Here is a 12,534-nt window from a genome sequence, read left to right as displayed (position 1 = left end):
ACGAGTGCCTGCGGGCTTATTTCCCCCAGCTCGGCGACAGCAGCCGCAACCCGACCGACACGAAGCGCGTCTCGCGCGGCTGGTTCAGCTGGGTGCCCCAGGTCATGTCGACCTGCACGCGTTGCGGCACGATCCACACCCGTGCGCCGAGCTGGATCCATGGGCGGTCCCCGCTCTCGCCGAAGCTCTCGGCGATCATGGCCCAGCGCTGGCTGATCGCCGCCTCGCCGGCCACGCCCCAGGTCATGCGGGTCTGCCGTTCGGCGCGGTCGTGCGTGGCGCCGACGTTCGCATGCAGCAGCAGGCGATCGTCGCGCATCGACACCGTCAGCGGCAGATTCAGGTAGAGCCCGCCCGGCGTCCTGCGCCGCTCCGCCTTCGGGTATTCCGTCATGCCGACCGTCAGCGCGACGCCGTAGCCGTTGGTCTCGACCGGCTTGAGCACCGTCTTGCCCTGCAATTGCAGATCGGTGATCGCGTTGCCTGGTCCGTCGCCGTATCGCTGCACCGAACCGCCGAACGTCCATTCGAAGTTGCCGGTGAAGTTGCAGCCCGGCAGCGCCCACCGTTCGGTCCCGTCGCGATTGAAGCGCAGCCACGATTCGAGCTGGCACGATTGCGGGTCGACGATGCGCGCATCGTCGGTGACGAGCGGCCGCGCCGCCCATGCGTACGGGGTCAGACAGAGCAGCAGCGTTGCCGCGAAGGCGCGGCGCAGGCAGGAGAGGCGGGCGGAAATCGGCAGCATGGGTTGGCTCGCAATGGCGCCCGAAGTCTAACGCGCACCAATGACAAGGTGTCGCGAAGATGCGTGCCGACGAGCATGGTGCGCCCACCGATGTCGGATTTATCTGACACCGGCATAGGTGGTCGCCGTCTGCCGGCCGTGCGCGATCGCCTGCACAATCGGACTACCTCTCGCCCGTACAAGGAGCTTTCGATGCGTACCCTTACCCTGTCGTTCGCGCTGGCCACGCTGCTCGCCACCGCGGGCTGCGCCGACATGACCGCCAAGCAGCGCAACACCGCCATCGGCGCGGGCGTGGGCGGGGTCGCGGGCGCGACCTTGATCGGCGGACCGGGCGCCACGCTGGGCGGCGCCGCGCTGGGCGGTGTGGTCGGCAACGTGCTGACCGACGACAAGAAGAAGTAGGAAGCAGGGATCGCGCAAAGGCGCCGAAAACCGCGCCACCGCAGCGCGCGGATTGGCGGCACCAAAGCAGGACGCCCCGGCCGATGGCCGGGGCGTCGCCGTTCATGCCGCCTGTTTTGGCCGGGCCCGGTCAGGCCGGCTCGCTTCCAGACGCCTCGGCGGCGACCGAGCGGCCCGGCACCGGAAACACGATGTCGTAGGCCCAGTTGTAGACGAAGGTATAGACCACGTAGAAGCCGGCCACCGCCAGGTCCATCAGCAGCGCATCGAGCAGGCTGATCTTCAGGTACCACGCCACCGACGGCAGGAACACGATCAGCAGGCCCAGCTCGAACAGCAGCGCATGGCCGACGCGCACCGCCGGCGACTTGCGCACCGAGCCGGTCAGCCGGACCATGGTCTTGTCGAACATCAGGTTGTAGACGTAGTTCCAGACCGCGGCGATCAGCGAGGCGACCGCGGCGATCACGCCCATCTGGTACAGGGCGTAGCCGAACACCCAGCTGCCCAGCGGCGCGAAGATCAGCAGGCCGATCAGTTCGAAGCCAACGGTGTGACGGATCCGGTCCAGCGTACCGCGCATTGTGTCGCTCCATCGATGACAATGGCGCTCAGTCTATCGGAAGGGCAAGTAGATACAAGTTGGGAAGTATCGGATATTCCGATGGATCGCCGGAGTGTGGCACCATGGGGCCCTGACCCCGATCGCATGCGCCCAGCGCCAGTACTCCCATGAGCCTGTCCCTCGAACAACTGCAAGCCTTCGTCGCCGCGGCCGAGACCGGCTCGTTCTCCGCCGCGGCGCGCCGCCTCGGCAAGGCCCAGTCGGTGGTCAGCACCGCCGTCTCCAATCTCGAGATCGATCTGGACAATGCGCTGTTCGACCGCGGCGGACGCTATCCCACGCTGACGCCGGCGGGCGAGCGCCTGCTGGTCGAGGCTCGCGTGATCCTGGAGCGCTGCGAGCATTTCCGCGGCGTCGCCAAGAGCCTGGGCGAGGGCGTCGAAAGCCGGCTGGTGCTGGCCGTCGACGAGCTGTATCCCGAAGAGACGCTGGGCGTGCTGCTGGAGGAGTTTTCCCACCGGTTTCCCGCGGTCGAGCTCGAGCTGCTGTTTCCGGTGATGGAGGACGTCAGCCGGCTGGTGCTGGAGGGCGGCGCCGACCTCGGCCTGATGTGGCGGCAGGAGGTGTTGCCGCCCGCGCTGGCCTTCCGCGGGCTGGGCTGGGTGCCGATGCAGATCATCTGCGCGCCCGATCACCCGCTGGCGGCGCAGCAGCGGGTCGGCTGGGAAGAGCTCAAGCGCCATCGGCAGCTGATGGTGGCGGTGCGCAGCGACAGCGAAGAAAAGATGCGCCTGCGCGTGGCGGCCGAGGTCTGGTGGGTCGAGAGCCACTGGGTCATCGTCGAGCTGGTCAAGCGCGAACTGGGCTGGGCCTTCGTGCCGTGGCACGTCGCCGCCAACTCGCCGGCCGCCGCGCAGCTGGTTTCACCGGAGCTGGACTTCGACGACCAGGACTGGCCGGTGGCGATGGAGCTGGTCTGGCACAAGCAGCGCCCGCTCGGCAAGGCGGGCGCCTGGCTGCAGGAGCGGGTCAGCCACCAGCCGCTGCCGCAGCCGGCGCCGCGGCGGCGCAGCAGCGGTTGATTCGGCGAGGGCGGCGGCAGATCACCGCCGCGGCGCCTAGCGCGACACCGCAGCTCCTGCCTCGGATCCCGTCGCCACCGCCGTCCCGGGGCCCTGCCATCCCCCGCCCAGCGCCTTGATCAACACCACGCTGGCACTGAGCTGCCGGCCGGCGATCGACAGCGCGGTGCGCTCGGCGGTATAGGCCGCGGTCTGCGCCGTCAGCACGTCGAGCAGGCCCGCGGTGCCTGCGCGATAGCGGTTGTTGACCAGCGACAGCGCCTCGCGCGCCGAGCGCAGCGCCTCGTTCTGTACCACCGCTTCCTGCTCGAGCAGGCGCGCCGCGGCCAGGTTGTCTTCGACCTCCTGGAAGGCCGTCAGCACCGTCTGCCGATAGTTGGCCACGGTCTGGTCGTAGACCGCGATGGCCTGTTCCTTGGCCGCGCTGCGCGCGCCGCCGTCGAACAGCGTCAGCGCCAGTTCCGGCCCGATCGACCAGATCCGGTTCGGCAGCGACAGCCAGCGCTCGAGCGAGCTCGACGTGAAGCCGCCCGCGGCCGACAGGCTCAGCGTCGGGTAATACGCGGCCTGCGCCACGCCGATCTGCGCGTTGGCGGCGGCGACGCGGCGCTCCGCCGCGCTGATGTCGGGGCGGCGCTCCAGCAGCTGCGACGGCACGGCCACCGGCACGCGCGGCACCGTCTCGGCAAAGTCGATCGGTGCCAGCGAGAACGCGGCCGGCGGCTGCCCGGTCAGCACCGCGATCGCATGCTCGTACTGCGCGCGTTCGATCTGGATGTCGATCAGCTGTGCCTGCGCGCTCTTGAGCTGCGTCTCGGACTGCAGCACGTCCGAGCGTTGCGCGATGCCGGCCTGGTACTGGTTGCGCACCAGCTGCAGCGATTTTTCGTAATCGGCGACGGTCCGCTGCAGCAGCGCCTGCTGCGCATCGGCGACGCGCAGCAGGAAATAGGTCTGCGCCAGCGTGGCCTGCGTCGACAGCAGCGTCGAGGCAAGGTCCGCCTCGCTCGCCTGTGCGCTCGCTTCGCTGCTTTCGACCTGGCGCCGCACCCGGCCCCACAGGTCCAGCTCCCAGCTGGCCGACAGCGTCGCGGTCTGTCCGCTGCTGATGTTGCCGTTGCCGCTGCGCGAGCGGTCCACGCTGGCCTGGGCGCCGACCACCGGGAAGTAGCCGGCGCGTGCCGCGCGCAGGATCGCGGTGGCTTGCCGGTACTGGGCCTCGGCGGCGGCGATGGTCTGGTTGGAGATCTTCACGCGCGCCATCAGCGCGTCGAGCTGCGGATCGCCGAACACGGTCCACCAGTCGCCGCGCTGGCTCGCGTCGGCCGGCTCGGCGGGCTTCCATTGGCCCCATTCGGCCGGCGCTTCCTTGAAGGCGGGCGTTACCGGCGCTTCGGGCCGCTGGTAGTCGGGACCGACCGCGCAGGCGCCAAGCAGCAGCGCGCAGGCCATCACGACGCAGCGGGGCAGGGAGGAGGGGCGGGTCATCGCTTTCTGGGTCATCGTCACGAATCGAGTCCGGCAGGCGTGGGCGCGGACGGCGCGCCGCCGCCGCCGTTGCCACGGCTGTTGCGGTGGGCCTGCCGGCGGTTGCGCCACGCCTGCCACTTCAGGCGCCAGCGGTCCAGCGTCAGGTAGACCACCGGCGTGGTGTACAGGGTCAGCAGCTGGCTGACCAGCAGGCCGCCGACGATCGAGATGCCGAGCGGCGCGCGCAGCTCCGCGCCGTCGCCGCGGCCGAGCGCCAGCGGCACCGCGCCGAGCAGCGCCGCCATCGTCGTCATCATGATCGGGCGGAAGCGCAGCAGGCAGGCCTGATAGATCGCCTCGCGCGGCGTCAGCCCTTCGCGCCGTTCGGCATCGATCGCGAAGTCGATCATCATGATCGCGTTCTTCTTGACGATGCCGATCAGCAGGATCACGCCGATCAGCGCGATCACGCTGAACTCGGTGCCCGAGGCCAGCAGTGCCAGCAGCGCGCCGACGCCGGCCGACGGCAGCGTCGACAGGATCGTCAGCGGGTGCACATAGCTTTCGTACAGCACGCCCAGCACGATGTAGATCGTGATCAGCGCCGCCAGGATCAGGATCGGCTGGCTGCGCAGCGACTCCTGGAAGGCGCTGGCGGTGCCGGCGAAATTGGCCTGCAGCGATTCGGGCGCGCCGATCCGCGCCATTTCATGCTGGATGCGCTCGGTGGCCTGCGACAGCGACACGCCCTCGGCCAGGTTGAACGAGATCGTCGACGCGGCGAACTGGCCCTGGTGGTTGACCCCGAGCGGCGTATTGGTCGGCACCACGCGCGCGAACGCGGACAGCGGCACCCGATTGCCGGCGCCGGTGACCACATAGATGTCCTTCAGCGCGTTCGGCCCCTGCAGGTACTCCTGGCTCAGCTCCATCACCACGCGATACTGGTTCAGCGGATGGTAGATCGTCGACACCAGCCGCTGGCCGAAGGCGTCGTTCAACAGCGAATCGACCTGCTGCATCGTGACGCCGAGCCGCGACGCGGTATCGCGATCGACGATCACCGAGGTCTGCAGGCCCTTGTCGTTGGTGTCGGTGTCGATGTCCTCGAGCTCCTTCAGGTTCGACAGCGCATTGCGGACCTTGGGCTCCCACGCGCGCAGCACCTCGAGGTCGTCCGAGCGCAGCGTGAACTGGTATTGCGAACTGCTCTGCCGGCCGCCGATGCGGATGTCCTGCACCGGCACCAGGAACAGGCTCGCGCCGGGCTCCTTGGCCAGCTTGCCGCGCAGCCGCGCGATCACCTCGTTGGCGGTCTCGGTGCGCTCCGACAGCGGCTTGAGCGTGACGAACATCTGCCCGGTATTGCGCTGCGAGCCGCCGGTAAAGCCGGTCACGTTGACCACCGCGGGGTCGGACTGCACGATGCGGATGAAGCTGTCGAGCTTCTGGCGCATCGCCTGGAACGAGGTGGCCTGGTCCGCGCGGATGAAGCCGATCAGCCGGCCGGTGTCCTGCTGCGGGAAAAAGCCCTTCGGCACGATCACGTAGAGCCAGACGTTCAGGCCGATCGTCACCAGCAGGATCAGCCAGACCAGCCGGCTGTGCCGCAGCGCGACCGACAGCGAGCGCGCATAGCGCGCGTTGATCCAGCCGAACACGCGCTCGCTGGCGCGATACCAGCGGCCGGGCGGGCGCTGGTGCCGCGGCTCGCGCAGCAGCCGCGCGCACATCATCGGCGTGGTCGTCAGCGAGACCACCAGCGACACCAGGATCGCCACCGACAGCGTGATCGCGAACTCCTGGAACAGCCGGCCGATGATGCCGCCCATCAGCAGCAGCGGAATGAACACCGCGATCAGCGACAGGCTCATCGAGATCACGGTAAAGCCCACCTCGCGCGCGCCGCGCAGCGCCGCCTGCACCGGCCGCATGCCGGCCTCCAGATGGCGCGAGATGTTCTCCAGCACGACGATCGCATCGTCGACGACGAAGCCGGTGGCGATCGTCAGCGCCATCAGCGACAGGTTGTTCAGCGAGAAGCCGGCCAGGTACATCACGGTGAAGGTGCCGATCAGCGACACCGGCACCGCGACGCTGGGGATCAGCGTGGCGCGCACGTTGCGCAGGAACAGGAACACCACCATGATCACCAGCGCGACCGAGATGATCAGCGTGTGCTCGACCTCGCGCAGCGACGCGCGGATGGTCGGCGTGCGGTCCATCATCACGTCCATCGAGATCGCGGCCGGGATCATCTGGCGCAGCGTCGGCAGCATCTCGTTGACGCGATCGACGGTCTCGATGATGTTGGCGCCGGGCGAGCGGTTCAGCACCAGCAGCACCGAGGGCTCGCCGTTGGCCGAGCCGGCGTTGCGCACGTCCTGCACCGAATCGGTCACGGTGGCGACATCGGACAGCCGCACCGGCACCGCGAAGGAATTGGGGCCTCTGGTTGCCGCATTGCTGCCGGCCGCGTTGTTGACCGTGGTGGTCGTCGTGCCGCCCGCGGTCACCGTGGTCGTGGTCACGCCGTTGACGGTGGTGGTGCGCACCGTGCCGCCCGAGGTCGCGCTCGACGTGCTGGCGATCAGCGCGCCGGCGGTGGTGGTCGAATAGCTGCCCGGCGTCGCATAGCGGATGATCAGCGGCATGTAGTCTTCCGCCTTCATCGCCTGGTCGTTGGCATAGATCTGCCAGGCCTTGCTGTCGTTCTCGACCACGCCCAGCGTCCGGTTCGCATTGGTCGCGCTGATCGCGTTGCGCACGTCGGACAGCGCGATGCCGTACTTGTTCAGCGCGGTGGGATTGAGCGACACCCGCACCGCCGGCAGCGAGGCGCCGCCGATCGTCACCTGGCCGACGCCCTCGATCTGCGACAGCTTCTGCGCGAGGATGGTCGAGGCGGCGTCGTACAGCTGGCCGCGCGTCATCGTCGGCGAGGTCAGCGCGATGATCATGATCGGCGCGTCCGACGGATTGACCTTGCGGTAGGTCGGATTGCCCGGCAGGCTGCTCGGCAGCGTCGCGCGCGAGGCGTTGATCGCCGCCTGCACGTCGCGCGCGGCGCCGTCGATGTCGCGCGACAGGTCGAACTGCAGCACGATCCGCGTGGAGCCCAGCGAGCTGCTCGAGGTGATCTCGTTGACGCCGGCGATCGAGCCGAGCGCGCGCTCCAGCGGCGTCGCCACGGTGGCGGCCATGGTCTCCGGGCTCGCGCCCGGGAGCGACGCCGACACCGAGATGGTCGGATAGTCGACCTGCGGCAGCGGCGACACCGGCAGCATCCGCAGCGCGGCCAGCCCCGCCAGCAGGATGCCCAGCGTCAGCAGCGCGGTCGCGACCGGCCGGTGGATGAAGATGGCCGACAGGTTCATGGCGCCCTCGGCGGCTCGGTACCCGGCGTGCCGCCGGGGCCGAAGTCCGCGTCCCGATCGGCGTCCGGATCGCCGAAGCGGCGGCGCCGCCAGCCCTTGAGCCGGCCGGCGACCCGGTCGAACGCCAGGTAGATCACCGGCGTGGTGAACAGCGTCAGCACCTGGCTGACCAGCAGCCCGCCGACCATCGTGATGCCCAGCGGCCGGCGCAGCTCCGAACCGATGCCGGTGCCCAGCATCATCGGCAGCGCGGCCAGCAGCGCCGCCATCGTCGTCATCAGGATCGGCCGGAAGCGCAGCAGGCAGGCCTCGAAGATCGCGTCGCGCGGCGCCATGCCGCGTTCGCGCTCGGCCTCGAGCGCGAAGTCGATCATCATGATCGCGTTCTTCTTGACGATGCCGATCAGCAGGATGATGCCGATGATCGCGATGATGCCCAGGTCATGGCCGGCCAGCAGCAGCGCCAGCAGCGCGCCGACGCCGGCCGACGGCAGCGTCGACAGGATCGTCACCGGATGGATCGTGCTCTCGTACAGCACGCCGAGCACGATGTACATCGTGACCACCGCGGCCAAAATCAGCCACAGCGTGTTCGACAGCGACGCGCTGAACGCCAGCGCCGCGCCCTGGAACGTGGTCTGCATCGAGATCGGCAGGCCGATCTCCTGCTCGACCTGCTTGATCTTGTCGACGGCGTGGCCCAGCGACGCGCCCTGCGCCAGGTTGAACGAGATCGTCGCAGCCGGGAACTGGCCCTGGTGGTTGATCACCAGCGGCCCGGTGCGCTCGCTGATGCGGGCGAAGGCGCCCAGCGGCACCTGTCCGCCGGACGAGGAGGGCAGCCGCAGCTCGGCCACCGCCTGCGGGTTGTCGCGGAATTCCGGCATGGCCTCCAGCACCACGCGGTACTGGCTCGACTGCGTGAAGATCGTCGACACCAGCCGCTGGCCGTAGGCGCTGTACAGCGCGCTGTCGATCACCGCGGTGGTGATGCCGAAGCGGGCCGCCGCGTCGCGGTCGATGTCGACGTAGACGCGCAGGCCGTTGTTCTGCTGGTCGGTGGCGACGTCGCGGAATTCGGGTTCCTCCTTCAGCCGCTCGACCAGCTTCGGCACCCAGGTCGCCAGCGTCTGCGGGTCGGGGTCTTCGACCGTGAACTGGTATTGCGTGCGCGAGACCCGGTCCTCGATGGTCAGGTCCTGCACCGGCTGCATGTACAGCGAGACGCCGCCCATCTCTTCCACCGCGGCCTGCAGCCGCTCGGCGACCGTCGCGATGTCGTCGCGCTCGCCCTTGGGCTTCAGGTTGATCAGCATGCGGCCGGCGTTCATCGTGGTGTTGGTGCCGTCGACGCCGATGAAGGCGGACACGCTCTGCACCGCCGGATCCTTCAGCACGACTTCCGACACCGCGCGCTGCTTCTGCGACATCGCCTGGAACGAGATGCTCTGCGAGGCTTCGGTGACGCCCTGGATCACGCCGGTGTCCTGCACCGGGAAGAAGCCCTTCGGAATCGCCAGGTACAGCACCACGGTCAGCGCCAGCGTGCCGATCGCGACCAGCAGCGTCGCGCGCTGCCGGCCCAGCACCCAGTGCAGGGCGCGGCCGTAGCGCTCGATCACGCGGTCGAAGAAGGCGCCGGTGGCGCGGTGAAAGCGCGGCAGCTGGTCCTCGGGCACGTGGCGCAGCATCCGGGCGCACATCATCGGCGTCAGCGTCAGCGAGACCACCGCCGAGATCAGGATCGACACCGCCAGCGTGACCGCGAACTCGCGGAACAGCCGGCCGACCACATCGCCCATGAACAGCAGCGGGATCAGCACCGCCACCAGCGAGAACGTCAGCGAGATGATGGTGAAGCCGATCTGCTTCGAGCCCTTGAGCGCGGCCGCCATCGGCGATTCGCCCTTCTCGATGTAGCGCATGATGTTTTCGATCATCACGATGGCGTCGTCGACGACGAAGCCGGTCGCGATGGTCAGCGCCATCAGCGTCAGGTTGTTGATCGAGAAGCCGGCCAGGTACATCACGCCGAACGTGCCGACCAGCGACAGCGGCACCGCCACGCCGGGAATCACCGTCGCCGGCACGTTGCGCAGGAACAGGAAGATCACCATCACCACCAGCGCGATCGCCAGCAGCAGTTCGATCTCGACGTCGTGCACCGAGGCGCGGATCGTGGTGGTGCGGTCGGTCAGCACCTCGGCCTTGACCGAGGCCGGCAGCGAGGCCTGCAGCTGCGGCAGCATCGTCTTGATGCGGTCGACCACGGCGATCACGTTGGCGCCGGGCTGGCGCTGGATGTTGACGACGATGGCCGGCTTGCCGTTGGCCCACGCGGCCAGCCGCGAGTTTTCCGGGCCGTCGACGATGGTGGCCACGTCGGTGATGCGGATCGGCGCGCCGTTCTGGTAGCCGATGATGATCTGGCGGTATTCGTCGGCCGAGCGCAGCTGGTCGTTGGCGTCGATGGTCGAGGCGCGCGCCGGGCCGTCGAAGCTGCCTTTGGCGCCGTTGACGTTGGCCGCGCCGATCGCGGTGCGCAGGTCGTCGATCGACATGCCGAGCGCGGCCAGCGCGGCCGGATTGGCCTGGATGCGCACGGCGGGGCGCTGGCCGCCGCTGATGGTGACCAGACCCACGCCCTGGATCTGCGAGATCTTCTGCGCCACGCGCGTATCGACCAGGTCCTGCAGCTTGGGCAGCGGCAGCGTGTCCGAGGTCATCGCCAGCGTCAGGATCGGCGCGTCGGCGGGGTTGACCTTGCTGTAGACCGGCGGCATCGGCAGGTCGCCCGGCAGCAGGTTGCTGCCGGCGTTGATGGCGGCCTGCACCTCCTGCTCGGCGACGTCGAGCGGCAGCGTCAGATCGAACTGCAGCGTGATCACCGACGCGCCGCCGGACGAGGACGACGACATCTGCTTGAGCCCGGGCATCTGGCCAAACTGGCGCTCCAGCGGTGCGGTCACCGCCGAGGTCATCACGTCGGGGCTGGCGCCCGGATACAGCGTGGTGACCTGGATGGTCGGGTAGTCGACCTCGGGCAGCGCCGACAACGGCAGCATCCGGTAGGCGACCAGCCCGGACAGCAGGATCGCGAGCATCAGCAGCGCGGTGGCGACCGGCCGCTCGATGAATAGGCGTGACGGGTTCATGCAGCGTCCTCGGTACGGCTACGGCGCGGGCTCATTGGCGCGGTGCCGGCGCGGCGGCGGAGGCCGAGGCCGCGGACGGGCTCGCGGATGGCGCGGCGCCGGCGGCCGGCGCGCTGGCGCCGTCCTGCGGACGCGGACCGCGCGGTCCGGCGGCCTCCGGGCCCGAGGCGCCGCCGGCACGAAGTCGGCGGCCACGCGCGCGCGGCTCGCTGGCCGGCGCCACCGCCGCGGCGCGCGCCGCCGGATCGACGGTCTGCACCGTCATGCCTTCGCGCAGCCGGTCTGCGCCGTCGACCACCACGCGCTGGCCGGCCTGCACGCCGCGCAGCACGGCGGTCTGCTCGCCGTCGCTCGGTCCCAGCGCGACGGTCTGCACCTTGACCTTGTTCTGCTGGTCGACCACGTAGACGAAGGTGCCCTGCTGGCCGCGCTGGATCGCCGCGACCGGCACCACGGTGGCGCCGGGCAGCGTATCGACCCGCATCCGCACATTGACGAACTGGTTCGGGAACAGCATGCCGTCGTCGTTGCGGAACACCGCCTTGAGCCGCACCGTGCCGGTGGTGGTATCGATCTGGTTGTCGGTGGTCAGCAGCGTGCCGTCGGCCAGCTTGTTGCGCGCCTGGCGGTCCCAGGCCTGTACCGGCAGCGTCTGGCCGGCGTTCAGTTGCCTGAGCACGCTGGGCAGGTTGTCCTCCGGGATCGAGAACAGCACGGCGATCGGCTGGATCTGCGTGATCAGCGCGATGCCGTTGGCATCCGAGGTGCTGACGATATTGCCCGGGTCGACCTGGCGCAGGCCGATGCGGCCCGAGGTCGGCGCCTTGATGCGGGTGTAGCCCAGCTGCAGGCGCGCGTTGTCGACATTGGCCTGGTCGGTCTTGACCACGCCCTCGTACTGGCGCACCAGCGCGTCCTGCGTGTCGACCTGCTGCTTGGCGATCGAATCCTGCGCCAGCAGCGTGCGATAGCGCTGCTGGTCGATGCGCGCGTTCTGCAGCAGCGCCTGGTCGCGCGCCAGCTGGCCCAGCGCCTGGTCGAGCGCGGCCTGGAACGGACGCGGATCGATCTCGGCCAGCAGGTCGCCGGCCTTGACCATCTGGCCCTCCTTGAACAGCACGCGCAGCAGCGGGCCGGAGACCTGCGCGCGCACCGTGACGTTGGCGACCGGGGTCACGTTGCCCAGGCCATTGAGCACCACGTCCATATCGCGCTGCACGACCGGGCTGACCACCACCGGCGCGGCCGGGCCGCTCATGCCGCGGCCGGGACCCCCTGGGCCGCCCGGTCCGCCGGGGATGCGGCCGCCGGGGCCTGGCTGGCCCGCTTGGCCGGCATCGGACGCGCCGCGCTGGCTGTACCAGTACCAGCCGCCGCCGGCCAGCAGCAGCACCAGCAGGCCGGCGATCCAGGCGCCGCGCCGGCCGCGCCGGGGCGAGCCGGGGGCAGGCCGGACGGGGTCGCGGCCGCGATGCGGGCCGGAGCCGGAACCTTCAGCGGGCCGGCCGGCGGGCGCCTCGGTGGAGGCATCGATCGGATGATCCTCGCCGTGGGTCGTGGGTTTGGCGGGCGGATTGGAGTCGGGATTGGCCATGCACTGGGTCCTGAAGCGGTCCTGAAGCGGGGTCCTGCGCACGCTCGGTGCGCGGCCCTTCTGATCGATGGAAAGACGCAGAAGTATGCCGCAACGGTCAGGGCCGGCTCCGGATGCGGAGCGGGCCCCACCTGCGGC

8 protein-coding genes are annotated in these 12,534 nt (G+C 69.6%); 2 read left to right on the top strand and 6 right to left on the bottom strand.

What is annotated here, in order from left to right; genetic code table 11:
* Positions 1 to 16: 16 nt before the first annotated feature.
* Positions 17 to 748, bottom strand: a complete 732-nt coding sequence (locus FOB47_RS21185; RefSeq protein ID WP_174782045.1) for a hypothetical protein — start codon at positions 746 to 748, stop codon at positions 17 to 19.
* A gap of 192 nt (positions 749 to 940) precedes the next feature.
* Between FOB47_RS21185 and FOB47_RS21180 the strand changes: the two genes are divergently transcribed.
* Positions 941 to 1,153: a glycine zipper 2TM domain-containing protein gene (locus FOB47_RS21180; protein ID WP_006579879.1), complete on the top strand. Its 213-nt coding sequence runs from the start codon at positions 941 to 943 to the stop codon at positions 1,151 to 1,153.
* Positions 1,154 to 1,283: 130 nt separating this feature from the next.
* On the opposite strand, the gene FOB47_RS21175 is transcribed toward FOB47_RS21180, so the two are convergent.
* The gene (locus FOB47_RS21175) at positions 1,284 to 1,736 is read right to left on the bottom strand and encodes a PACE efflux transporter (protein ID WP_174782044.1); all 453 of its coding nucleotides are present in this window, start codon (positions 1,734 to 1,736) and stop codon (positions 1,284 to 1,286) included.
* A 149-nt stretch (positions 1,737 to 1,885) separates the two neighbouring features.
* On the opposite strand from FOB47_RS21175, the gene FOB47_RS21170 reads away from it, so the two are divergent.
* Positions 1,886 to 2,800 carry a LysR family transcriptional regulator gene (locus FOB47_RS21170; protein ID WP_053822335.1) on the top strand — a complete coding sequence of 305 codons (915 nt, stop codon included), beginning with the start codon at positions 1,886 to 1,888 and terminating at the stop codon, positions 2,798 to 2,800.
* Positions 2,801 to 2,836: 36 nt separating this feature from the next.
* Here FOB47_RS21170 and FOB47_RS21165 read toward each other — a convergent pair whose 3' ends face one another.
* From FOB47_RS21165 to FOB47_RS21150, 4 genes are read right to left on the bottom strand one after another with little or no spacing between them, the layout of a single operon-like run.
* Positions 2,837 to 4,303 (bottom strand): efflux transporter outer membrane subunit, encoded by a 1,467-nt coding sequence (locus FOB47_RS21165; RefSeq protein WP_174782043.1) that lies wholly within the window; start codon positions 4,301 to 4,303, stop codon positions 2,837 to 2,839.
* 2 nt (positions 4,304 to 4,305) lie between these two features.
* On the bottom strand, positions 4,306 to 7,647 hold the full coding sequence (locus tag FOB47_RS21160) for an efflux RND transporter permease subunit (protein ID WP_174782042.1): 3,342 nt from the start codon (positions 7,645 to 7,647) through the stop codon (positions 4,306 to 4,308).
* Positions 7,644 to 10,802 (bottom strand): MdtB/MuxB family multidrug efflux RND transporter permease subunit, encoded by a 3,159-nt coding sequence (locus FOB47_RS21155; protein ID WP_174782041.1) that lies wholly within the window; start codon positions 10,800 to 10,802, stop codon positions 7,644 to 7,646. Before FOB47_RS21155 ends, FOB47_RS21160 begins: the two co-directional genes overlap by 4 nt.
* A gap of 31 nt (positions 10,803 to 10,833) precedes the next feature.
* Complete coding sequence (locus FOB47_RS21150) at positions 10,834 to 12,396, bottom strand: MdtA/MuxA family multidrug efflux RND transporter periplasmic adaptor subunit (protein ID WP_244959356.1); 1,563 nt, start codon at positions 12,394 to 12,396, stop codon at positions 10,834 to 10,836.
* Positions 12,397 to 12,534: the final 138 nt, after the last annotated feature.

This window comes from Cupriavidus gilardii (genome assembly GCF_013347325.1).
GTDB classification, from domain to species: domain Bacteria; phylum Pseudomonadota; class Gammaproteobacteria; order Burkholderiales; family Burkholderiaceae; genus Cupriavidus; species Cupriavidus gilardii.
The sequence above is the reverse complement of the archived record's forward strand: the minus strand, read 5'-3'. Positions and strand labels throughout refer to the sequence as shown.